Source organism: Shewanella sp. SG41-4 (genome assembly GCF_014164505.1).
Classification (GTDB): Bacteria; Pseudomonadota; Gammaproteobacteria; order Enterobacterales; family Shewanellaceae; genus Shewanella.
The window spans coordinates 1-24,503 of the sequence record NZ_JACJFI010000008.1; the positions used below are offsets into that span (position 1 = coordinate 1).

Annotated in this window: 20 protein-coding genes; 7 read left to right on the forward strand and 13 right to left on the reverse strand. The window is 42.1% G+C overall.

Features of this window, described 5'->3' with window-relative positions; all coding sequences use genetic code 11:
* Positions 1–410 precede the first annotated feature (410 nt).
* On the forward strand, positions 411–1,067 hold the full coding sequence (locus H5202_RS01815) for a thiol:disulfide interchange protein DsbA/DsbL (RefSeq protein WP_182770420.1): 657 nt from the start codon (positions 411–413) through the stop codon (positions 1,065–1,067).
* A gap of 60 nt (positions 1,068–1,127) precedes the next feature.
* Here H5202_RS01815 and H5202_RS01820 read toward each other — a convergent pair whose 3' ends face one another.
* Both H5202_RS01820 and H5202_RS01825 read right to left on the reverse strand, forming a co-directional pair.
* Positions 1,128–2,927, reverse strand: coding sequence for an alpha-amylase family glycosyl hydrolase (locus H5202_RS01820; protein WP_182770422.1), 1,800 nt, complete (start codon positions 2,925–2,927; stop codon positions 1,128–1,130).
* A 73-nt stretch (positions 2,928–3,000) separates the two neighbouring features.
* Positions 3,001–3,972 (reverse strand): aldo/keto reductase, encoded by a 972-nt coding sequence (locus tag H5202_RS01825; protein ID WP_182770424.1) that lies wholly within the window; start codon positions 3,970–3,972, stop codon positions 3,001–3,003.
* 144 nt (positions 3,973–4,116) lie between these two features.
* Between H5202_RS01825 and H5202_RS01830 the strand changes: the two genes are divergently transcribed.
* Entirely contained in the window at positions 4,117–5,004 is an 888-nt protein-coding gene (locus H5202_RS01830; protein ID WP_182770425.1) for a LysR family transcriptional regulator, read from the forward strand.
* Between the two features lie 77 nt (positions 5,005–5,081).
* Here the strand turns inward: H5202_RS01830 and H5202_RS01835 are convergent, their stop codons facing one another.
* The 5 genes from H5202_RS01835 to H5202_RS01855 form a co-directional block, all read right to left on the reverse strand.
* Entirely contained in the window at positions 5,082–5,597 is a 516-nt protein-coding gene (locus H5202_RS01835; protein ID WP_182770427.1) for a cytochrome b/b6 domain-containing protein, read from the reverse strand.
* 3 nt (positions 5,598–5,600) lie between these two features.
* On the reverse strand, positions 5,601–6,122 hold the full coding sequence (hemG, locus tag H5202_RS01840) for a menaquinone-dependent protoporphyrinogen IX dehydrogenase (protein ID WP_182770430.1): 522 nt from the start codon (positions 6,120–6,122) through the stop codon (positions 5,601–5,603).
* Positions 6,123–6,314: 192 nt separating this feature from the next.
* The gene (locus H5202_RS01845; RefSeq protein WP_182770432.1) at positions 6,315–7,943 is read right to left on the reverse strand and encodes a di-heme oxidoredictase family protein; all 1,629 of its coding nucleotides are present in this window, start codon (positions 7,941–7,943) and stop codon (positions 6,315–6,317) included.
* A 143-nt stretch (positions 7,944–8,086) separates the two neighbouring features.
* The gene (locus tag H5202_RS01850; RefSeq protein WP_182770434.1) at positions 8,087–9,250 is read right to left on the reverse strand and encodes an imelysin family protein; all 1,164 of its coding nucleotides are present in this window, start codon (positions 9,248–9,250) and stop codon (positions 8,087–8,089) included.
* Positions 9,251–9,305: 55 nt separating this feature from the next.
* A complete protein-coding gene (locus H5202_RS01855; RefSeq protein ID WP_182770436.1) occupies positions 9,306–10,709 on the reverse strand; it encodes a hypothetical protein in 1,404 nt (467 codons plus the stop codon).
* A gap of 281 nt (positions 10,710–10,990) precedes the next feature.
* On the opposite strand from H5202_RS01855, the gene H5202_RS01860 reads away from it, so the two are divergent.
* The gene (locus tag H5202_RS01860; RefSeq protein ID WP_443019299.1) at positions 10,991–12,130 is read left to right on the forward strand and encodes an MFS transporter; all 1,140 of its coding nucleotides are present in this window, start codon (positions 10,991–10,993) and stop codon (positions 12,128–12,130) included.
* A gap of 66 nt (positions 12,131–12,196) precedes the next feature.
* The gene (locus tag H5202_RS01865; RefSeq protein WP_182770486.1) at positions 12,197–13,030 is read left to right on the forward strand and encodes a TIGR03899 family protein; all 834 of its coding nucleotides are present in this window, start codon (positions 12,197–12,199) and stop codon (positions 13,028–13,030) included.
* On the opposite strand, the gene H5202_RS01870 is transcribed toward H5202_RS01865, so the two are convergent.
* The 4 genes from H5202_RS01870 to H5202_RS01885 all read right to left on the reverse strand — a co-directional run bounded on the left by H5202_RS01870 (position 13,020) and on the right by H5202_RS01885 (position 16,334).
* The gene (locus tag H5202_RS01870; RefSeq protein WP_182770440.1) at positions 13,020–13,619 is read right to left on the reverse strand and encodes a hypothetical protein; all 600 of its coding nucleotides are present in this window, start codon (positions 13,617–13,619) and stop codon (positions 13,020–13,022) included. The genes H5202_RS01865 and H5202_RS01870 overlap by 11 nt on opposite strands.
* A gap of 220 nt (positions 13,620–13,839) precedes the next feature.
* Positions 13,840–14,460, reverse strand: coding sequence for a glutathione S-transferase family protein (locus tag H5202_RS01875; protein WP_182770442.1), 621 nt, complete (start codon positions 14,458–14,460; stop codon positions 13,840–13,842).
* A gap of 124 nt (positions 14,461–14,584) precedes the next feature.
* Positions 14,585–15,262 carry a type 1 glutamine amidotransferase domain-containing protein gene (locus H5202_RS01880; RefSeq protein WP_182770443.1) on the reverse strand — a complete coding sequence of 226 codons (678 nt, stop codon included), beginning with the start codon at positions 15,260–15,262 and terminating at the stop codon, positions 14,585–14,587.
* A gap of 43 nt (positions 15,263–15,305) precedes the next feature.
* A complete protein-coding gene (locus H5202_RS01885; protein WP_182770446.1) occupies positions 15,306–16,334 on the reverse strand; it encodes an NADP-dependent oxidoreductase in 1,029 nt (342 codons plus the stop codon).
* Positions 16,335–16,539: 205 nt separating this feature from the next.
* On the opposite strand from H5202_RS01885, the gene H5202_RS01890 reads away from it, so the two are divergent.
* Positions 16,540–16,986 (forward strand): MarR family winged helix-turn-helix transcriptional regulator, encoded by a 447-nt coding sequence (locus H5202_RS01890; protein ID WP_182770447.1) that lies wholly within the window; start codon positions 16,540–16,542, stop codon positions 16,984–16,986.
* A gap of 224 nt (positions 16,987–17,210) precedes the next feature.
* Here H5202_RS01890 and H5202_RS01895 read toward each other — a convergent pair whose 3' ends face one another.
* Positions 17,211–18,176: a sensor domain-containing diguanylate cyclase gene (locus tag H5202_RS01895; protein ID WP_182770449.1), complete on the reverse strand. Its 966-nt coding sequence runs from the start codon at positions 18,174–18,176 to the stop codon at positions 17,211–17,213.
* A gap of 387 nt (positions 18,177–18,563) precedes the next feature.
* Positions 18,564–19,877, reverse strand: a complete 1,314-nt coding sequence (locus tag H5202_RS01900; RefSeq protein ID WP_182770451.1) for a metal-dependent hydrolase family protein — start codon at positions 19,875–19,877, stop codon at positions 18,564–18,566.
* A gap of 140 nt (positions 19,878–20,017) precedes the next feature.
* Here H5202_RS01900 and H5202_RS01905 point away from each other — a divergent pair, with 140 nt between their 5' ends.
* Positions 20,018–20,983 carry a 2-dehydropantoate 2-reductase gene (locus tag H5202_RS01905; protein WP_182770453.1) on the forward strand — a complete coding sequence of 322 codons (966 nt, stop codon included), beginning with the start codon at positions 20,018–20,020 and terminating at the stop codon, positions 20,981–20,983.
* Between the two features lie 204 nt (positions 20,984–21,187).
* Positions 21,188–24,496 (forward strand): nSTAND1 domain-containing NTPase, encoded by a 3,309-nt coding sequence (locus tag H5202_RS01910; RefSeq protein WP_182770455.1) that lies wholly within the window; start codon positions 21,188–21,190, stop codon positions 24,494–24,496.
* Positions 24,497–24,503 lie beyond the last annotated feature (7 nt).

Below are 24,503 nucleotides of genomic sequence, written 5' to 3' on the forward strand. Positions count from 1 at the left end.
AACATTAACTATCAGCATTAACTATCAGCATTAGTCATCGGGGGTTAGCCGTCATCATTAAGCAGCACTCCCCTATCTTCATTAATCCCTCGACATTAATCCCGCAAAATCAACCCCTACTTATTAGCCACCAGCAATGAACAACCCATTGTCACTTAATGGTGACATTGGAAGAGATCATTAAACTCACATCAATATTTGGCCTTTATTAAGGAGTTATCCTCATAAAGCACGCCTCGGTCACGAAAATAGCACCTTTTTAATTGATGATTTAAGCCATAATTCAGCTAACAAACTTACCCTAATTAGCGCAAGCAGATTAATCGAATCCTAGTGACTATTTACTATCAACTATTAACATCGATTGGCTAATAACATTGACTAGCCATTAACATAGATTTGAGGTTTACATGATTAAATATTTCGCCATTGTACTGACGCTCATCACGGCCTCGTTTAGCACATTTGCTACGCCATTTGTTGAAGGCAAACATTACACCCAAATATCTAACAACATGGTTCCAAGTGAACCTAAAGTCACTGAATTCTTCTCGTTCTATTGCCATAACTGTTTCAATATGGAAAGCCAGTACTTACCTGAAATCAAGGCGGGTTTAGACAAAAAAATCACCTTCGACAGTAAACATGTCGACTTTATGAATAGCGACTTAGGTACAGAAGTCATGCGCGCATTAGCGGTTATTCATGAACTCGATAATAAAGAAGCGTTAAAAATAGCCATGTTTGGCGCAATCCAGGGCAAAGATAATACTGGCGGGCACGACCACGCTGCAGCAGGACATGAGCACAAATCACAGATTAATAACCGTGATGATATTAAAAATGTTTTTGCTCAGTTTGGTGTCGATGCAAAGCAATATGACACGGTAGCAGACAGTGCAGACACCAATAAAAAGTTAACCATGTGGCGTCAACAGCAAGTGACGTATGCAGTGCAAAGTGTACCGGCATTTATTGTTAACGATAAATACGCTATCAATTTAAATGAAATGCGCAGTTTGGACGACATCATTGGGGTCATTAACTACTTAGCATTAAAACAGTAGTGTTGCCAACCGATACAAAAATGGCTATCCACTGGATAGCCATTTTTGTATCTCTATTGCTTAACTTGCAGTGGTATAAATTGCATAACTTAATCGCGGTAAAGTCACCGTTAATTCTGCTAATGCGGCCTGTGTGGCATCTTCAATTGATGGCACGACAACATCTGGCCATGTGGTCATTAAGCGATAACGCTTACCCTCTTGAGTGACATTAATCGTCTGCGCTTGCTCACCGCTATTAAACACCATCAAAAATTCTGCCCCTGTTTCAGGGTCTACCCTAGCGAATGCAAACATGTCTTTGTCTGCTTGGTAAAAGCGGTCTTGATATTGGCCGCGACGCAAAATAGGATATTGCTTACGCAGTTCACTCAGTTGCGCTATCGCTTGATACAAAGGGTGTTTAGGGTCAAAGTTATCATCAGCCGTTGTCGCGTTCGTGCCCAATAAAATATTGTCATTGTAGCTAGCAACGTGAGATGCAAACATATCTTCTCGCGCAGCAATGTCATTACCATCACCTGTGAACCCTTGCTCATCACCATAATAAATCACTGGAATACCACGAGATAAAAACATAAACGCATGAGACAAAATACTGCGTTGCAGTTTATCGGCTGAGCTCACATCAGGATTGGCTTGATTGATGAAATAACCAGTGCGGCCCATGTCATGATTACCTAAAAAAGTCATCAATAAATCAGCCTGACTGTCGTCATCTTTATATAACGAATCTTGGGCAAATAATTGCTGGGCTAATACAGGACTCTTACCGCGATAAAAAATATCTGCCGCCGTTTGTTGAAACGCAAAGTCCAATACCGAAGGTAACTTGCCTTGGGTGGTAAAAACACTGAGGTTGTTAGGGTTGGTATCGTACACTTCACCAAACACATGAAACTGAGGAATGCCTTGCGCCTTGGCAAAGTTAACGATTTCAGGGCTAAACGTTTGCCAAAATGACAAGTCCACATGTTTAACCGTGTCGATCCTAAATCCATCTGGCTTAAATTCTTTAATCAGATTTTGGTAAATATCAACCATGCCAGATACCACTTGAGGATCTGCGGTATTAAGATCATCTAAGCCACTAAAGTCGCCATTTAATGAGCTCTCACCTTTAAATGTGCTATCACCTTGGTTGTGATAAAAACGTGGGTCATTTAACCAATCAGGCACTTTTACACTCGCTTGATCTTGCGGCAAAAACGGCGTGTAACTGTCGCCATTTTCAACTTGAGATAACGACTTGTATTCACAATGGGTTTGCGGCGCAATAAACTCACCCGACGCTTGATGACACTCTTGGTACTTGATGACATCGGCCGTGTGGTTAGTAATAATATCAAAAAAGACTTTTATACCGCGTTGATGTGCAGAGTCTATAAGCTGCTTTAAGTCTGCGTTAGAGCCAAAATGCGGGTCTATTTCGGTAAAGTCGACAATCCAATAACCATGATGCGCAATGCCATCTGATTGAATGGCTTTATTTCGCAATAATGGCGTCATCCAAATCGCGGTAATACCAAGGTTTTGTAGATAATCTAACTTTTGTTCAATACCTAAAATATCACCACCATGAAAACCTCGACTGCTGCTAGTATCAAAACCACCAGCTGAAATGGGCTTGGTTGCTGAGCCGTTGTCATTACTGCTATCGCCGTTATAAAAACGGTCTGGCAATACAAAATAGAAAATATCGTCCCGAACATCACGATGTAAGTAATCTTGGTATATATCAGCTTGTACGCTTGGTTGTGGCAAAGGCTGAACCGCCGACGCGACCACTTCTGTTTCTGCCTGCTGACATCCACTTAACACCAATGCTGCACTCAATAGTGCCCATGTTGTCTTGTTCATATTGTCTTAGAATCCTGTAATTGAATGGCATCGATAAATGCTCGGGTATTGATCAAACATGTTGTCGTAATGTTTAAGGTAACTCATGCCCTTTAGCGCTAACATACAATGCATACCACTGCTCACGGCTTAACGAAACGCTAGTGGCTTTTGCACAAGCCTTAATACGCTCTAGGTTGGTGGTGCCAATAACAGGTTGAATTTGGCTAGGATGCTGCATTAACCAACTTAATAAAATGGCTTCTGGGCTAGTGTGATATTCAGCGGCTAACGTAGCAACAAGCTGGCTAGTTTGCTGCACGGCTGTAGACTGTCCAGCTGTTGCGATGCCACTGTAAACCCCTTGGCATAAGCTGCCCCACGCCTGAATTTGCATATTATGTTGATTGCAGTACTCGAGCGTACCAGGGGTAAAGTTAATGTCTTTGCCGTCTTGATTACCCGCATAAACGGTTTCGTCTACCCAAGCATGTTTTTGCAGACTCATTTCAATTTGATTAACCACTAATGGCTCACCAAGCATACGCTGCAGCGCGCTAATCTGATGTTGCTGCATATTCGAAACACCCAGAAAACGTACCTTACCAGCAGCTTTGAGCTGTTGAAATGTTTCGGCAATTTCTGCTGGTTGCATTAACGGATCGGGGCGATGAAGCACTAATACATCAAGGTATTCGGCATTGAGTTGCTTGAGACTGTTATCAACAGAATACTTAATCCACTCTGCTGATAAGTCGTAACGTTTGGGACCTTTGCTGTCTTCAAATCGAATACCGCACTTGGTTTGCAGGTACATGTTTTCACGCAACTCAGGGCGCTGAGCCAATACTTTGCCAAAAACTGATTCAGCTTTACCAAAAGTATAAATATCTGCGTGATCAAAATAGTTTATTTGGTTATCCAGCGCAGTATCAATAACTTCATGGGCTTGCTGAATATCCGCTCGAGTAATGGCATTGTTATTCCAACCGCCACCCAGCCCCATACAGCCATACACGATAGGGCTAACATTTGGTAAAAATTCTGTTAAGGGTAAAGCTGTCATATTGATACTCTTTTTATAATTATGATGAATATGAGTGTATGGGATTCCGCGTAAAAATGAACCGCAAAAACCAAAATCATTATTTGGTATATCTACCAATAACAGATTACAGTTCTCTATAAAATATTATAGAAGGTCATAATCATGAGCCGCGAACATAAAAAATTTGAGCGATTATTCTTATTCAGTGAAGTCGCCAAACAACTTAGTTTTACCGAAGCGGCTGCCTCGTTAGGGATATCAAGAGGCTATTTATCTGAGCAGATTAGACAACTTGAAAAAGAAGTAGGCCGGCCATTGCTTATTCGCACAACACGCAGTGTAAGGCTAACCCCTCAAGGTGAGATGATTTTATCGAGCATGGGACAAGTGAAAGCCGACTTACTCATGCTAGACAAAAGAATTCGTCACGACAACAAAGACATTTCAGGACGGATCCGCATTACAGCGCCTAGCCAACTAACGCAACGGCATTTACTTAATATTTGCCATGAGTTTACGCAATTGCATCCGCAGGTACATTTTAGTATTGATTGCAGCTATACCCTGTACGACTTAACCCGTAACGATTTTGATCTCGCATTTAGGGCAACTGCAACACCACCGCAAAACATGGTCGCTAAAAAACTATTTGATTATCAGCAAATCTGTTGTGCGGCCCCTGCATATCTTCAACAACACGGCACACCCAATTCGATTGAGGATTTGCAACATCACCAATGCCTAACGGCAACAGAACAAACTCACTGGACCTTCAATGCTCAGCCGATATTAATCAATAGCTGCTTGAGTGTTAACGATAATCATATGCTTAAACAGTTGGCATTATTGGGTCGAGGGATTATTGTCGGGCCAGAGTATTTAGTCGATAACGAAATACAAGCAGGCACATTACAAGCAATCTTAACCACAGAAACCATGAACGCATCGACCGCCTATTTAATTCACCCACAGTTGGTACAACAATCCGCAAGGCTAAGCAGTTTTATTCAGTTTACGTTAAATTGGTTTCAGCAATTGAATACCCAATAATGAGTCAATTTGAACTAAACCATTCTGCCGGTGATTATGCTGATGAAAATGCCGGTTTGCCAGCGACTCAGGCACAGTTAATTAAAAAAATCGCGAAGATGTAAAAGAGCCAATAAACAATGAAGCACAATAAAGCCAATAAAACCCTGAGCAAACACAATATGATAACCGCGCCATGCTAAAGCATTACTAGGATCTGCTATGTACCAACCAGCTCCGCTACACACCACCAGCAGTAACAAAATAACCCCAATGCCTTCAATCACACTGATTAAACCTTTACCCCCAGAATGTGGCAATTGACCGTGCACCAACCCTCGCACATCTGCAAGCAATGGCGTTAACTCAAAGGTAAGCCAAGGAAAAAACTGCCGCCACTGCCCGGCCGCACACACTTTATAAGCAAACATCAATGCTAACAGTGCGGTAAACAAGCCACCGTAAACATGAAATACATCCCAAACACTGGCGCGAGGACTTAATTGACGTCCAATGAATATCCATGGGCTGGTGCAAATTAATAACAACGACATCAATATCATCAATGGATGCAATACTGCCTCAATACGCTGCCATAACAGCTTTAATGCCATTAATTAAGCCTCTATTATTTGCTGAGCAAACTCATCAACTTTCTGCCAATCGGTAAACTCTACTTTGGTATTAGGGTCTGTTGGCCCTTTGGTTAGCCACATAATAAACCGAATAATATTCCGGTCCATAGCACCATAACCTTGGTAATCTAAATTACCGCCAAACACCTGTAATAACTTGGGCTGCCAAGGGCTTTGACTTAAAAACTGTTGCATATAGCTGTTAGTTTGCGGCGTATTCTTATTGGGTTTGCGCGCCACTAAACTCACCGAGAAAAAACCACTGGGTTTATTGTCCAATTCCGCACGATGATCTTCAATAAATTGATACAGGGCTGGGCGATGTTTGCCATGACGAATGCTGGCGCCAATGTACACTTTATCAAATAGAGCCAAATCTGGGGCTTCCGCTAAGGATGCTACCGTGACCAGTTCGCCTTGCTCAATTAGTTGACGCTGTAAATATTCACATATTTTTTGAGTGTAACCATGGACACTTGAATGGATCAGTAAAATTTGGCTCATGCTGACCTCGAATGAAATCATTTAAAAGTAATACAGTATCTTAGACCACTGGCGCGAAAATTTACATGAAACAGATCACGTCATCATCATCCATAATTACCGCAATATGAACTACCGTAATGCAATGTGAACTACCGCGCAAAAAAATACCCTAGCCATAAATAGCTAGGGTCTATTGAGCTCTACAGCAATTTATAACGACTGTAAAAAGGCGATAACTTGATCACGCTCTGCTTGCGTTAAGGCCATAAAGTCTTGCTTAGACGTTTTAGATTCTCCGTCATGCCACAAAATGGCTTCTTCCAAGGTTGCTGCGCGGCCGTCATGTAAAAATCCGGCTTGTGGATTAACCGTTTGGGTTAAGCCTATGCCCCACAATGGTCGAGTACGCCATTCGTTACCGTCGGCTAAAAAGTCTGGACGACCATCTGCCAGTCCTTCACCCATATCGTGCAACAACAGGTCACTAAATGGATAAATAGTTTGGCCTTTTAAGCTGTCGCTCATCGGTAATCCGCCAATATCACCTGAGGTTTTGGTCACAAACGACGGCGTATGACAACTGCTGCAATTAAGTTGCTCAAATAACCGAGCGCCTTCACGCACTGCAGTTTTATCAACGTTACGTCTGGCTGGCACCGCTAAAGTTTCGGCATAAAATACCACTGAGTCACTGAATTCTGCGCTCGCCTCAGGCGCGCCATTAACATCTTCACCAGTATCAACAAACCCAGTTCGTGTTAAATATGAATCATGTAAACTGGTACCAACAATACTTTCATCAGGAAATAACGAGTTAGTAATACCAATATCACCACGTAATGCACCTAACGATTGTACCCGCACACTTGGAGTGTTGGCTTTCCAACCAAAGCGACCTAAAGACAAGGGTGTACTGTCACCATTTTGTGCTTTTATGGCATCAAATACCCAATTAGCCCGTCCAGAAATATCATCCTTATTGCTGTCATCAGCATCAACATTGGCGAGAATACTTGCCTCAGGTATTGCTTCTAGCAACCCTAAACCAAACACAGGCATGCCGTTACGCCAACCCATTAACACATCATCTTGTAATAGATTTGAAGTTACATTGGTACTTTGTTTGGTTTCGCCTGGTGCATCATATGGATTTTCGACCGCAAAAATAGGCTTCTTCAAACTAATGGTGCGTCCATCGGCATACACTTCATCATGTCGCTCATAAGACAAATACACATCTGCTTGACCAACAAATGCATTGTCTTGCCAATCAGGGCGCGCTTTTAACACTCCGCGATGAAATAGCTGGTCACCAAAATCTGGCACTTTAATCGGCGCACAGTAATTATTATCTGCAGTTCCTACAGTACAAGGTTCAGCAGGAGCTTTGCTGATACGTAAGAAAATACCCGCTGCCGAACCCAGTTTTACCCGAGTTTCATCTGCGGCCAAAAAGGGAGTGGAATTTCGACCATCGCGTTGATGGCAAGAATTACAGTCAGCGTTATTAAATACAGGGCCTAAACCATCAAGCTCAGGGTGTTGATCATTCGGGGCTGTAGTAAACGAGACTTCAAAGTTGGTATCACCTCGTAAATGTAACGCGAGTTCATCTGCCGTTAAATTTAACGATGGCGTTGAAAAGCCATGGCCAGAGTTACTGGCATCGAATGTCGTGGTGTCACCACCTAAAGCAACAATTGAGGTATAGCTAGGATAAGTCACTACCGGATCAATGGGATCTGGCGAGGTTTCATCATCGCCGCTGCCACCACAAGCACTAAGGCTAAGCCCCAGTAATGCTACAAACCAATATGGTTGTCGTAATAATTTGTTCATCTTTGTCTCGCACATTCACACTAAAAATTGAGTTTATTTGGCAGTAATGCGACCTTGTTATGAGTTGAGTCTCTATTTTTTTGGTCACACTTACCCTCTCAATAAGGTCGTTCCATGGCCTTATTGAGACGGTAACAGCTAAATTATGAGTTCCAATCAGATAATAAAGGCAGCACATCTGACTGCAGCGTCGCTTGTAACTTTGTTAATGCATCCACGGCGACTTGGGTTCTAGCACGGCCATCAGCATCGAGAATCGCTTGGCGGAACGGCATGCTAGTGCTACCCGAAATGGCTTGAATTTTTAAAATGGCATCATCAATTTCGCTGGCGACTCGCGTAGCTAAAGTCGCATCAGCTGCTGTTACAAAATCAATTAAGCCTTGCTTATCGGCACCACCCGTAAACTCGCCTTGATAAACGTTACGCACACCAATGATGTTATTTGAAAAGTCGGTTAGTGAGTTCCACGAATACTGCGACTCCACCTTAGAGGTGTCTGCCGTGGTTAATGACTCTCCGAATGGATCGGCAATTTTACCGTTACCCACTTCATCGACAATACCAATCATGCCGTTGATCAATTCTTCAATAACCGCCAGCTGTGAAGAGTAGATAGTGTTAGTGGCATCGCCAGGAGTTTTAAGCAGCTCGGCATAAGGTTTGGCGTTAGCATCTTGTGGGTTATGGCTCACTTGCCAAGCATTGTCTAATTGCGCGGTGTAATCGCGGAACACTTCCGCTAAGGCGATTAAATACTCACGCTCTTTGGTGCTAAGATCTGCAATCAACTTTGTGTTGCTGTTAACACCATCGCCAAACAACAGATATTCCATGGTATGAAAACCTTGAACGTCATCATTCCAACCTTTAATGGTGTCGGCATCAAAACCATTACTGTTGGCTAACTGGGTTTGTAAGTCAGTGGTGTTTAACGGCCAGCTGTCTAAATGCGGGTCGATACTCAATGAGTCTACTGGGCCAAAGATATGCGACTCCCCTTGCTCCCAAGGTTGACGAGCAGACTTCCACGCATTTTGTGCAGCCACTAAATCGGCTTGTACCGTTGAAGTAAGTAAAGTTTGGGTTGCCAATAATAAGGCATCACCTTTTGCCGCTAAATCAGCATAACCAGCCACAATCACATCATCGGTTAAGTTAGTGATCATTTCTGTCGCGACAAAACTAAAACCGGTTGTAGGTGTTGTTGGGGTTGTCGGGGTGCTAGTGTCATCCGAGCCCGAACCGCCACACGCGGATAATGTTGCCACTAGTGCTAGTGAGATTGCAGTGTAGTTAAAACGCATAATAAAACTCCATGTAAAAAATAAGTCAAAAAACAGGTCAAAAAATTAAATTTGCTTATAGCGAGAACTGATATCCCACACCTAAAGCAAAGAAATTGGTGTCAGGAATACTGGCAACAGCCACTTGATGAAGACCACCTTCGGCTTTAATCACAATCTCAGGTATCGGGAAATAGTTAATACCCACGCTGCTCCAAGTATTTTCATAACGCTTGGTTGCGGTGCCTGTTTCAACGGCCATAAGTGGATTGGAATAATCGATATTGGCAAACACGGTCATCGGAATATCAAACCATTCATCAAGTTTGACGCCCGCCTCAACAAAGAACGACTGCGACTCTGAACCCAGTTGAGCAAAATTACCTGGACGTAAACCTGGAGTGGTTTTGTTGGCTTGGGTAATGGCATCGGCATTGTCTAACGAGCCATATAAATATTGACCGCGGAGGATCCATGGGCCTTCAACAAAGGCTCCGGCAACAGACACAATACTAAGAGCACCATCAACATCGAGTTTGTTACTCTTATGGCGATTACCACTGGTATTACCGTAGTAATAAGCCACGCCGACAGCACTACCGGTTTTGAAATTGCCATAATCAATACGGCCAGCAAATGCTAGGTCGTCAGCATTCACTTCTTCAAAGCGTTTTTGATGGCCTGATGCCACCCAATCATAAGTGCGGAAATACTCAGAGTTTAACCCACTGACAACTTGTGCCTGATAATGAAAATCGGCAATCTCTCCGTAAACACCAATACCGTTTTCGTTCCAAACGGTCGGCATCATCGCAGCTTCACTCTTGTGACGTTGCACTGTTAGATATTGATTAGGTTTGTGTAACATGCTCGACAAGCCAATAGGCAAGTGAATATTACCGAATTTCACCCCAAAGGCTTTTGATGGACGGTAACGAATTTCTGCTTTTTCAACCACCACTTCGCCACCCGCTTCAACTTCGGATTCAAACTCACCAAATTCATCAAAGCCGTCATATTCTAGTGAGGTGCCAGTGCCACCGTGCTCATACTCAATTTCAACTTCCATACTCCAATCATCAGTGAACTGATAACCAAACTCGGTCACAATCCGCTCTAAATCAGTACGACTACGTCGCTCTGCGGATGTATCTTGTACGTTATCGAAATATTCATCACTGGTGTAAACAGCGCTGCCATATGAGTTAAAGCTAAAACGGCTCAAACGGTCTTGCGCTTTAGTGGTTTGTTGCAACACAGTGTCAACTTGAGTCGCCACTTGTTTGTTTTGCTGCTGTTGTTGTTTTTGTTCGGCTGCTAATGTAGCAAGCTGCTGTTTTAATATCGTAATTTCAGCTTCCTGCTTGGCAATGGCTTTGGCTAATGTTTCAGTATTCGTTGCAGCTTGAGCATTCGGTATTACGCTCAAACCCAATACACTTGCCACAGATACTGCCAACAAGGTTAACTTTTTATTCATCTGTTTCTCCGACACGTCACGTTAATGCTCCCTCTAATAAACGCAACAACCATAAATCAAATAATAACGATTCGCATTATAATTTACATTAAGATTGGCTATTTTATTTACACTAAATTACATTTCACTTAACAAACCGTTTCATGTCACTATGGAAAATAACAACTTAAAAACCTCCTATAAACTGAGTATTTTCAATGCCAGACATCAGTAACTCGGCCTTATTTAATGGTAAATCTGCCTTTATTGAACGCACTAACCCGCAACATTTACTGCTATGGATGACCTTTATAATGTCCATGGTGTTTGCAGTTTGGCAGGCACTGTTAAATAATTTTGTGATTGAACGCGCCGCGTTTACTGGCGCTGAAATTGGATTACTGCAGAGTCTAAGAGAGGTACCAGGATTTTTAGCTTTTACCGCGGTGTTTGTATTGCTGCTGATCAAAGAGCAAACTTTTGCCTTAACATCGTTGGCACTATTGTGTATCGGAGTGGGAATTACCGGCTGGTTTCCCGATGTCATCGGGCTGTATTTAACAACCATACTCATGTCGATTGGGTTTCATTATTTTGAAACAATCAATCAGTCGCTTACATTACAGTGGGTAGATAAAGCCGATGCACCTGGCTTTATGGGCAAAGCGTTAGCGTGGCGCTCGGCTGCGGCACTTGTTGGTTATGGCTCAATTTGGTTAATTATGAGTTGGCTGAGTCTGGACTACATCTGGATGTATAGCATTATTGGCGGATGTGGATTACTCATGGTATTCATCATGGCAGTGTATTTTCCTCGGTTTGCGATTGGATCCATTCAGCACAAACACTTAATACTTCGAAAACGCTACTGGCTTTATTACTTGCTAACCTTTTTCTCTGGGGCGCGCAGGCAAATTTTCATGGTGTTTGCTGGCTTCATGATGGTTGAAAAGTTTGGCTATTCGGTGTCTGAAATCACCGCTTTATTCTTAATCAACTATGTCGTTAACTTACTCTTTGCCCCAACCATTGGTCGCTTTATTGGAAAAATGGGTGAACGTAACGCGTTAATTATCGAATACGTTGGCTTAGTGATTATTTTTAGTAGTTACGCTTATGTCAACGACGCCAATATTGCGGCTGGACTGTATGTGATTGATCACCTGCTTTTTGCTATGGCGATTGCGATGAAAACCTATTTTCAAAAAATTGCTGATAAACAAGATATTGCATCAACCATGTCGGTCAGCTTTACTATTAATCATATTGCCGCGGTTATTATCCCGGCTTTGTTAGGCATTTTATGGCTGAGTTCGCCAAAAGCGGTATTCTTCATAGGCACTGGATTTGCTTTGTGTTCACTTGCTTTAGCATTCAATGTGCCGCGTCATCCGGAGCCTGGTAAAGAAGCCTTATGGTCACCGTTAACGACAAAACACTAAACGATTTAGCACAGATGTCATACCATATAAACATGGCGAAAGTGTAATGCATAAAGGGGGTTAATGATGGCTGATATTGATGTGACGGCAACGCTAGATGACAATACTCAAGTGTCCGCTCGCAAAAAAACCTTATTACTTGGGCGTATTATCGGTTTAGCCAGCGAGGACGATTATCGTCCTTCAACGGCATCAGTTGCCGAGCGTGCAGAACACCGTCAACGCAAGCAACTCAGCCAGCATCAGACCAATCTTGAAAGTATTTTTGCATTAGCACTCAATTACACCCCATCCGATGTGACAGGAGTTGAATTAGATCCTGATTGGCGCTACCAATTCTTTCAAATGGCAGAACAAATCCATAACCGTAAGATGCAGGATTTATGGGCCAGAATTTTAGCCAGTGAAGTCGTCAACCCAGGTAACTTTAGCCTTCGAACCTTAGCAATATTACTGCAACTGACGTTTCGAGATGCACAGATATTTGAAAAAGCCTTAGGCATGTCGGTTAAAATCAACACCGAGCCCAGATTTAAACTGCTCAGTAGTTATCGTATTAACGGCGGAATGAAACAATATTTTAGGAAGCATACTCAAACCAATTTCGGCTTGTCGCAATTCGGCTTACCTTATTCAAGTATTTTAACGTTAGTCGATGCGGGGATTTTACATAAAAGTGAATTTGAAACAGGGCTATTGAGCACTAATGAACATATTAAGCTAACCATGTGTAATGCCAACTTGTCGTTAAAACCTAAACATCAGCACCTATTATTTACTTATTATCGATTTACCACTGTTGGTGATGAGTTATGCCAACTAATACAGGCAAAAAGTGATGATGAATTTATCAGTGCATTCAAAACCATGTTAGCCAAGGATTTTACAGTTAGCGGTTAATATTTTTGTAAAGATGCGAATACTTAGCTTTATGTTCGCTAAATAAAAATTGGCGCAATATTTCACGGGACTCACCTTCTGCACTAATTTTTGCTGCAATGATCCCGTTTTCAGTTCTTACCGGTTCAAACACCATATCGAGGTGTTCACCATTAGGTAAAATAAGCTGAGTTAAACGCGGCACTTTGGCGTTAAGCTCTTGCGGTACTTTAATCGTCATACCTGAACTCGATAAAGATAATACTTCAACAAATTTAGCCGTATCGTTATCAATGACTTTTATATTTTTGACATCATTGAGGCGCCAGCTACGTTCACCGCCGCGCATGTCTATCACTTCAGGAATGCCTAACTCTGGCAAAAATTGCCCAAGCTCATCCTGCTTTAAGGTTAACGGAAACCATAAACGGTAATAACTAATTTCTGCCAATAAGGTTAATTTGGCATTCCCCAAAATATGAGCAAGCACTTGCGGTATTTCAGTCGCAACACTTAATGAATGTCTCGATAAAGAATTATCGGCACTGTCATCTTCTGGCGAGAAAACACCGCTAAAATAAGCAATCTCTTCATCAGATAAAGTAGACATAATCTAGCCTTTTTACACACTAACACGACCCCTATACTAACACCTTAGTATGATGGCGAACAAACTTTAACCAAAGCGAATCAGCAATTATAATGTATAAGCATTACTTAATGACGTAAAATACATTACAAAAGATAGGCCGATGTTAACTGTCAGTGCTTACGCCAAAATAAAAAAGACGAACTCAGTTCGTCCTTTTAGTACTAATACAATCTAATTGTTAACGATCGTGTTCAGCTTCTATTTGCATCGATTTTTTAAATGATGCATGACTCATTAACTGTTGATAGTACTTAGCAATATTAGGGTACTTGTCAAACTCACCGTTTTGGCCAACAAGTTCTGCAATAAACGACATCATAATATCTGCACCGCTAAGACTGTTACCAACTAGGTATGACTTACCCTCTAAACGGTCGTTAACATAGCTGATCACTTTTGCTGTTTCTGCATCGGCATAGCCACCAATAAACCGTGTTTCAGCGCCATCCATTTTGACAAAAATCTTCAATAATAATGGCAAAGCTGCAGAGCTTTCAGCAAAATGCATCCATTGTAAATAATCAATATAATCAGCCGTGTCTGGTGCTGGCATCAGTTTATCAGCGCCATAAGTTTGAATTAAATACTCGGTAATCGCCCCAGACTCAGCAATGGTATAACCGCTCGCTTCTAATACTGGCGACTTACCTAATGGATGAACCGCTTTTAACGATTCTGGTGCTAGAAATGTGGTTGCATCGCGCTGATACGCAACCAACTCATAATCGACACCCAATTCTTCTAACAACCAAATAATGCGTTTTGAACGTGATTTATTTAAGTGATGTAGTTTAATCATTAAGCCATCCTTGTACTGTTAGTGATTAAAAGCAAACCCAATGAATAACTCACGGGGTTTGCTTTTATCAATCTATTTACGTTGTAACTTCGAGTTACGACTAACTAGAACTATCAATATATAATTAGCTTAGTAAAGCTAACATTTTCTCTGCCACTAGTTCAGACGATGCAGGGTTTTGACCCGTCACTAATTTACCGTCAACTACTGCATATGGATGCCAATCGTCGCCCTTAGAATAGGTCGCACCATTTTGCTGTAGCATATCTTCAACTAAAAACGGCACAACGTCAGTTAACTGTACGGCTTCTTCTTCACCATTAGTAAAACCAGTCACATTTTTACCGGCAACAAGTGGAGTTCCGTCTGGCTTTTTAGGGTACTTAAGTGCCGCAGGTGCATGACATACTAAACCTAAAAGTTTCTCTGTTTTGTAGCACTGCTCAATTAAGGCAATAGAGTCTTTATCATTGGTTAAATCCCATAATGGGCCATGACCGCCAGGGTAAAATACTGCGTCATAATCGGCTACATCAATTGACGCCAATGTGAGCGTATTGGCGAGTAAAGCCTGTGCTTTAGCATCTGCAGTAAAACGACGAGTAGAGTCAGTTTGAAAATCAGCAAGATCACTTGTTGGATCCAATGGCGGTAAACCACCTTTAGGTGAGGTCAAAACAACCTCAACACCTTTATCGATAAATGCGTAGTATGGTGCAGCCAATTCTTCTAACCAAAAACCAGTTTTTTTACCTGTATCGCCTAATTGATCGTGTGACGTTAATACCATTAATATTTTCATTATGATTCCTTATATACTTTATGTTTAGCTGCAATCGTTTAGATTACAGAGGATTATTTACTTTAATGACAACCTTGCCGAAGTTTTCGCCTTTTAACAGCCCGATAAAGGCTTTAGTCATGTTTTCAAGACCATCGACAATCTGTTCACGATATTGAATTTTGCCCTGCGCCAACCATTGCCCCATATCATTAGCAAACTCTGGATAGCGGTCGCCATAATCGTCAAAAATAATAAAGCCTTGCATCTTAATGCGCTTAACCAGCAATGTGCCCATCAGTAATGACAAACGATCAGGTCCCTCGGGTAATGAAGTTGCGTTGTACTGAGAAATTAAGCCACACACTGGCACTCGAGCGCCGGTATTTAATAACGGTAAAACCGCATCAAACACCTTACCGCCAACGTTTTCAAAATACACATCAATGCCATCGCTGCAATGGGTTGCCAATTGCTGCGCAAAATCAGCCGCTTTATGGTCAATACATTCATCAAAGCCTAATACTTCTTTCGCGTAGCGACATTTTTCTTCACCACCGGCGATACCAACAACTCGACAGCCTTTCAGCTTAGCAATTTGGCCAACCGTTGCGCCAACAGGCCCAGTAGCTGCTGCAACCACAATGGTTTCGCCCGCTTTAGGTGCGCCAATGTCTAATAGCCCCATATACGCAGTAAAGCCTGGCATGCCCATAATACCCAACGCATAAGAAGGATGGCTTGGGTTATCGCCCAGTTTCATAAGCCCTTCACCATTAGATACCAAATAATCTTGCCAACCACCAAACGCTAATACCCACTCACCTACTTTATAATCAGGATGATTTGACACTTCCACTTGTGATACCGCAGCGCCCACCATCACATCGTCAATCGCAACAGGATCTGCATATGATTTGGCGTCATTCATACGGCCACGCATGTAAGGATCAAGCGATAAATACACCGCGCGCAATAACACCTCACCTTCTGTTGGTACAGGCTTACTGACGGTTTCTAAGCGAAAATTATTAGCAACAGGCTCACCTTGTGGACGGCTGGCGAGAACTATACGACGATTTTGAGCGTTCATCTTGTGTCCTTTAAATAGCATAGGCACCATAAAATGGTACTTGAGAAGACAATATGACCTCGGTTATTGAAAGCAATTTACAGCTGTAATACTGATATCAGCCAAACACTGTTACCATAAACGACCAAGGCCAAACAATACGTTCCTTTTACTTAAGTTGATCAATTAAAATATGATCAACAACTTTGCGAGCTAAGCGATTGATATGAATAAAAACAAACATCTATTACTCGAAAATCAGTTGTGTTTTGCTGTTTATTCAACGTCATTGGCGATTACCCAACTGTACAAGCCTTTATTAGACTCTATCGGGCTAACCTACACTCAATATTTGGTGATGTTAGTCCTCTGGGAGCAAGATGGGTTAAGTTTAAAAACCTTAGCCAGCAAACTCGGGCAACAATCTGGAGCATTAACACCGGTCATAAAACGACTCGAAACTGATGGCCTGCTAAAGCGCATCCGCGAACCCTTAGATGAACGGACCTTGTGCATGCAATTAACCGAAAAAGGTCATCTACTGCAGCCCCAAGCAGAACAGATTCACCTATGTATTCTTGATAAATGCGGTATCGAAATGTCTGAAATCACCGATCTAAAACGACAACTGGATCAATTTAGGCTAAAACTGCCTAGTCATATTGAGTTCTAATTCACAAAATGACTCAAAATTTTGAGTTTAATTTGTTTTACTTAGTCATATGATAATCACGATAACTAATTGCGCGCAACTTAAATTAACAATTTTTTAAGGTCTAGAACCGATTTTTGTAGACCTATAGCCGATTGTTTAATGCCACTACATTGTTTTATCGAAATAAAATGCTATAAAACCCATTTTACTATCCTAAAGAAATGATCATCAATCACGTGCCATTACGCGACATTGACACTATTGCGACCAACATGTTTAGATGAATACAACGCTTTATCTGCCCGCTTAAATATCTCTAAAAATGATTTATCCTGAGAACGTAAGGTTGCAACACCAATACTAATGGTTATCGAAGGGGTTTGTGGTTCGTCATACTGTTGTTGAGCTTCTCTTAACCGCTCGGCCAACACATAAGCAGAATCAATATCAGTATCGGGCAATAAAACAGCAAATTCTTCACCGCCAATTCGAGCCAATACATCAGCCTCCCTGACATGTTCATTGCATATATTGGCAACGCGCTTAATCACCTCATCGCCCACTAGATGGCCATAGGTGTCATTCACATTTTTGAATAAATCGATATCAATGATCATTAACGAGAATGGTTGAAAATAGCGAGTAGCTCGAAAAAACTCATGTTCACAAAAAGACGTAAATGAACGACGGTTAAACAACCCCGTTAATGAATCGGTATTAGCGAGTCGCTCTAGTTTTGAACGTAAATGATAGGCTGCGGTAATATCGGTAGAAATACCAATAAGGCCAATTAATCTGCCTTTATGGTTGTATAAGGGTTGCTTAACTTCGTGATACACAATGAGCGAGGCAGGGGTATCTACAATAATATCGTCTGATATTTTACTTTGTGAATTAAGCACTTTAGTGTCATTTACATGCAATATATCGACAACGTTTTCGGGAAAGTAATCGCTATCGGATGTACCCTTTAGGTTTTCAAGCGTCACACCGAAGTAGTCAAGCGTCAGTTGGTTCGCATAGATGTATTTACATTGAGTGTCTTTTAAATAAATGTAGGCATCAACTTGATCAAGAATAAGTTCATAGGTATCTAACATCATCTTTTTAGCTTGCTGCTGGCGATATCGGTTTAAGTTAAAAAAAAGCAACAAAGCGATAACTAACAATAAGATGAAAATCATTAATCCAACAACTTCAAGCGACATGAGCATTCCTTAGCTACCATCTATATATCCATATACGTCATTAATGATGTTAATGACGCTAATCAAACAACATACTCTTACCACATACAGTTGACCATACTGTATCGTCAGCGCGGTCAAGTATGAGAAGATCTATCGTGAAAATCAAATAATCAATGTCTGGATTCAAATCCGCAGTGCGACACTCTGGATATTATTGAAATACCACAAAATAGACACTGATTATCGTGCTGGAATCGACAATGTTTGAGCTCAAGTCAATTTACCCTAAGCTCCGAACAATAAACGATACTCAAACTATTATCTGTTTTACTAATTAACCTCAACTCAAATTGAGCGTTGAGGTTAATTATTATCGACACCACTAACCTGTAACAATAAATAACATTAACGCTTATAAATAACTCCGCTCTTCATCACAAATGACACATCTAATAACGCTTCAATTTGCTCAAGAGGACTTTTAGGCGTCGCGATGATGTCGGCATACTTGCCAACCTCCAAAGTGCCAAGTTTATCTGACATATCAATCAGTTTTGCCGAATTTATCGTCGCACTGATTAAAATATCCTCATTACTCATACCGGCCTTGCTCATCAATACAGCTTCTTTGGCATTATCACCATGATGTGACACCCCACTGTCGGTGCCATAAGCAATATTAACTCCTGCTTTATAAGCCGCACTGAAGTTTTGCATCATGTCGCCACCAACACGTATCGCTTTGGCTTTAATGGCAGGCGACATAAAGTCAGCCCCTGCGGTATTAGCCATTTTCACTACCGTGTCGCCCGCCAACAATGTAGGCACTAAAAACGCGCCACTTTTTTTCATTAATTTAATACTTTCTTTATCGGCGTAACTGCCATGTTCAATACTGTCGACGCCGGCGCGCAACGCTGCATTAATGCCTTGGGCAGCATGGGCATGGCTGGCCACTTTACGGCCTAAAGCATGCGCAGTATCAATAATTTCCTTAAGTTCGTCATCATCCATTTGCTGGCCAGTACCCGTATTAGTGTCCGATAACACTCCTCCGGTAGAGGTGATTTTAATCACATCAGCGCCAAACTTTATCGCCCTACGAGTCGCACGGCGGCAATCATAAGGCCCATCACAAATGGTTTTAGAGGTGAACTTATCAAGTAAATCAGGGCTCATACCATCAACATCACCATGGCCTCCCGTTACCGACACGCCACCAGATGCAATAATTCTCGGGCCATCAACCCAACCTTTATTAATGCCGTCGCGTAATGCGTAAATCTGTTCCGGTTTAGCGCCCAAGTCTCGTACCGTTGTGAAACCTGCTAACAAGGTTTTCTTGGCAAAATAAACACTGTGCATCGCCACATCAGCATCCGACATTCGCAAAGCCTCGCTATCATTATTCGGTCCTAACTCGCCTTGTAAATGAACATGCATATCCATCATTCCGGGCATAACAAAGCTGTTTTTTAAATCAATCATCTCAACATTGTCATTCTCGTTCGCCATCGGTGCAGACTGATAGCCTGAAGTGATAGAAGTGATTACCCCATCTTTTATCACCACAGTTTGCTGAGTTAAAGGTGACTCGCCTGGCGTAGTTAATAATGTTCCAGCATAAATAACGTTAATATCGGCAGCCTCTACCACCGTAGATGCCATCGTCAATCCGAATACCGCCAAGGCCATTGTGGTAATAGTATTATTATTCATGAACGCTCACTGTTGATAACGAGAAATAGGTTAAGTTTCTACACTGCCAAAAATGCTGTTATGTTACAAGAGAGTAAAATATCGTGTTACATAACGATTAAAGAATCGTTTCGTCATTAACAAACAGTGAATTAACATAAATGAATATTGCAATTTTTGGCGCGGGTTCAACAGGCTGTTATTTAGCGGGTCAGTTATGTATTTCGGGGTTACAAGTCAGCTTAATTTGTCGCCCAGCAATTAAGCAAAAAATCATCGCCAATAACGGCATTACCTTGACCGATTATAACGGTTTAAAACAAACGATTATGCCGCAAGCGTTGATCACCGATATCGACCAAGAATCATCAATCAATGGCAAATTTGATGTAGTATTTGTCACCTTAAAATGTCATCAAGTTAGCAGTATTGCCAATCAATTAATGGCGATTACTCACGACAACAGCAGCATTATATTTATGCAAAATGGCTTAGGCAGTTTTGACAGTATTAAAGACTCACTCGATCATTACCGATTACTCCAAGGGATCACGCCATTTAATGTGCTGCAACTGCCCAATGGCGTATTTCATAAAGGCACAGAGGGTGTGTTTACCTTACAAGAAAACCCTCATACCATCGCAATTCAATCCGCACTGGTTAACCATGGATTTGGTTGCGACATTGAAGCAGACTTTACCCCAATGATTTACGGTAAATTATTATTAAATCTCAATAATGCGTTAAATGCGGTCACCGACCTAACGATTAAACAGCAATTAAGTGACTACAAAAATCGCCGAGTTTTAGCCAAAGCAATGAAAGAATGGCTAGCAGTATGCGAAGCGGCAAACATTACATTGCATCAATACACCAAGGTCAAACCCACCTGGTTACCCACCATTTTATCGCTACCAAATGGGTTGTTTAATCTGGTCGCTAAACAAATGATCGACATCGATCCCAAAGCACGCTCATCAATGTGGGAAGACATTCAAGCAAAACGAAAAACGGAAGTAGATTACATCAATGGCGCGGTGGTCAGTATTGGCAAAAAGTACGGTATAAAAACACCGGTGAATCAATCGATAGTAGAACAAATAAAGCAGCTAGAACAACGACATTAACCAAATGCCGTACGCGATATCGTTGTCGAGAAAAAAGTAAATTTATTGTAAAATATTGCAAAAAAATACAATTAACGTAGTCGCACGATACAATCAAACAAGCAGAAGTAGTACGCCTAAAGATGACTCTCAATAAGAGTCATCGTGACGTAATCTTTATTGCTTATAACTTAACGCGATTAACCAATCGGAAATTAATTACAGATGAATGACAGCACTTTCTTTTTTGGCGATTGGCAAATTAATCCACACAGCAATAGCATTCAGTCTGGCGATGTTATTCGCAGTCTTGAACCCAAAGCCATGGATGTATTGCGTTTACTATGCCAACACCAAGGGGAAGTGCTAGCAGCAGACGATATTATTAACCACTGCTGGAACAGCATCGCCATTGGTGATAATCCGCTGCATAAAGTGATTACCCAACTGCGTAAAGCATTAGGCGATCAAGCATCTAATCCGCAGTACATAGAAACCATTCGCAAACGCGGTTATCGCACCATCGCCAGTGTTGAGTTCCCTATTGGTCACCATGCCAAAGTCACTACTCAACAATGGCAAGGCGCCTCACCGTTTCCAGGTTTACGCGCATTTGACACCAACGACTCCAACGTATTTTTTGGCCGAAGCGAGCAAGTTGACACCTTATTAAATCGCATCACTAAACAAGTTGAATTTGGCCGAGCCTTCTGTTTAATCCTCGGCCCCAGCGGTACAGGTAAATCATCGCTCATTAATGCCGGTATCATGCCGAATTTAATGTCAAAAAATGGCTTTAACGGGGTTGGCGTAATCGATAATGCCAATCTAGATTTAGCCGATGTCACTAAAGGACGCTTAATTATCGATATCGCCAGTGCGATGCTCGACTGGGAAATCAAAGACCAAGCGGTGTTTACCGACTGTAGTGCCGATATGTTGGCAAACAAGCTGCAAAACGACATCAACGCCGTTATTGAATATTGTCAGCTAGCTTTAGCCAAATACTCATCAATCAATGATGACAATACCCCAAAATACAGTCGGCCCCATTTTTCATTGTTTATCGACCGTTTAGAAATCTTATTAGCGTCGCCATTATTTACCGAATCCGAACGCAACAATGTATTAGATATCCTCGAAACCCTTGCGGTTTCAGGGGTAGTATTAATGATTAGTGCTTGCCGCAATGACTTTTACCCCCAAGTCGTTAGCCACCCGAGCCTAATGGCAGGCAAAGCCAATGGCTCACATTTCGATTTATCCGCGCCAACCCGAGCAGAGCTGATGCAAATGATCCGCTTACCGGCCAATGCAGCTAACCTCACATGGACACTCGATCCCGATACGGCAATGCCGCTGGACGAAATACTCTGCAGTGAAGCGGCCTCAAATCCCGATGCACTGCCCATGTTGCAATACACCTTGCAATCACTGTATTTAAACAAAGATGACAACAATCAATTATTGGTGTCGGTATACCATTCGCTTGGGGGGATTGAAGGCGCCATCGGTAAAAATGCCGAAGAAGTGCTCAATCAATTAAACAACAGCGAACGCGCCGCACTGCCTAAAATACTGTCGATGTTAGTCACCCTAACCGAAGATGAAAAATCGATCACCAGCAGCACCGCCCGCTGGAGCGATCTCAGTAGTGATGCCGAAATAAACCTCGTCAAAGCCATGGTTGATAACCGTTTGTTTGTTTCGCATCTGCAACAAGATCAACCCTGCTTTAGTATTGCCCACGAAGCGCTATTAAGGCGCTGGCCCCGTGCCACAAAATGGATAACCGAGCACAGCGACAGTTTAGCGATTAAAAGCCGTTTACAGCATCAATCCAACCGCTGGCTGGCGGAGTCAAAAAGTAACGCTTATTTACTGGCAGAAGGCAAACCATTAGCAGAAGCAAGCACATTGCTCAATAACCAATTGTTTAACCTAGAGCCTCAAGAGCTAGCCCTCATTCAAGCGTCTAGCAAACAAGCCAACATCGGGCGCTGGCGCCGCCGCGCAGTCATGCTAGCCCTTGTGGCACTGACATTAATTTCTGTCGCCATGAGTGTTCGCAGCATTGAGGCCGAAAACCAAGCACAACAAAAACGCCTGGCGGCAGAAAACTTACTCGGTTTTATGGTGGGAGAATTCGCCGACAAAATGCGCGGTATTGGCCGCATGGACTTGCTCGATGGGATCAGTAATAAAGCATTAGAATATTTCAGTGACGTTTCCGCCGACGATGCCAGCTATTTAAGCTTTGAAGCCCGTTTCCAACACAGCCAAACCTTAGAGGCCATGGGCGAAGTGGCCTATTCTCGCGGCAATACCGACGAAGCCCGCAGCGCCTTAATCGCCGCCCGCGAGCGCATGTTGCCGTTACTCGAAATACAACCGCAAAACCTTAGTTTACTTAAAACTTTAGGGGCTAATGCTTTTTGGCTCGGCCAGCTTGAGTACGATAAAAGTGATTGGACTGCAACACAGACTTGGTTGGAGCGTTATCTTGAATACAGCCAAGCCATGTACCAATACGCGCCAAACGATAACGATGCCCTTATGGAGTTGTCCTATGCCCACAACTCCCTAGGCTCGATATACATGAAGAAGCAAAACTTTACCGCTGCCCGTGAGGCATTTGAGCAATCATTACAGTTAAAACAAAAAGCACTAGTTCAAGACCCAAGTAATAGCAAAATGATTGCTGATGTGGCCAATGCACAATCATGGATTGCTAGCGCGGCCACCGCTCAAGGCGACATTACCGCGGCGATACAAATACACCAACAAATTCAACAGCAGCTGTCCAATCAAGCATTAGAAAAACAGCCTTATTTACTTGACAGGTTATCGAGCAGCTATCAAATACTGGCTAATTTACTAAATTACCAAGGCCACCAACAACAAGCTTTTGAAAAAGCACAGCTTAGTTTAGTCGCAATTACCGATGCCCTAAAACAAGATCCTGATAATGATATTTGGAAGCTCCAACAATATTATGTTCACTTCGATATGTTAGCGTTTAGTACTTTACCTATTAAAAAAACCATGGAATTTAGTAGTGAATCATTAGCACAAAAAATTAGTATGGATACCGTATTAACAAACTCAAGTAAAAAAAATCATCTACACGCTAAATATCAGCTGGCAACCGCACATTATTTAGCATCACAGAAAAAACTACCAGAAAGTCTAATTTATGCTCGCCAAGCTAGTATCTCTTTTAGTCAATTAATCACTGAGTTTAGTCAAAACACTGCCTATGCTGCAGAATTAGCCCAAAGTAATATGCTATCAGCTACATTACTAATATCGTTACGAAAACCTCAGCAAGCTAGCAAACTGTGTGAACTATCAAAAGCTCTACTACTCCCCATTGTAGTCAGTAACAATAACCCCAAATTTACAGTCCCTTACGCTCATGCCCTCGACTGCCTCGGTGAGCTTACGCAACACCCCAATTTAGTTCAACTGTTAGAAAGTTCGGCCATAACCGATTTTAGGTTTAATCCTAAAACTAAAAACCCTAACCCCTAACCCAACA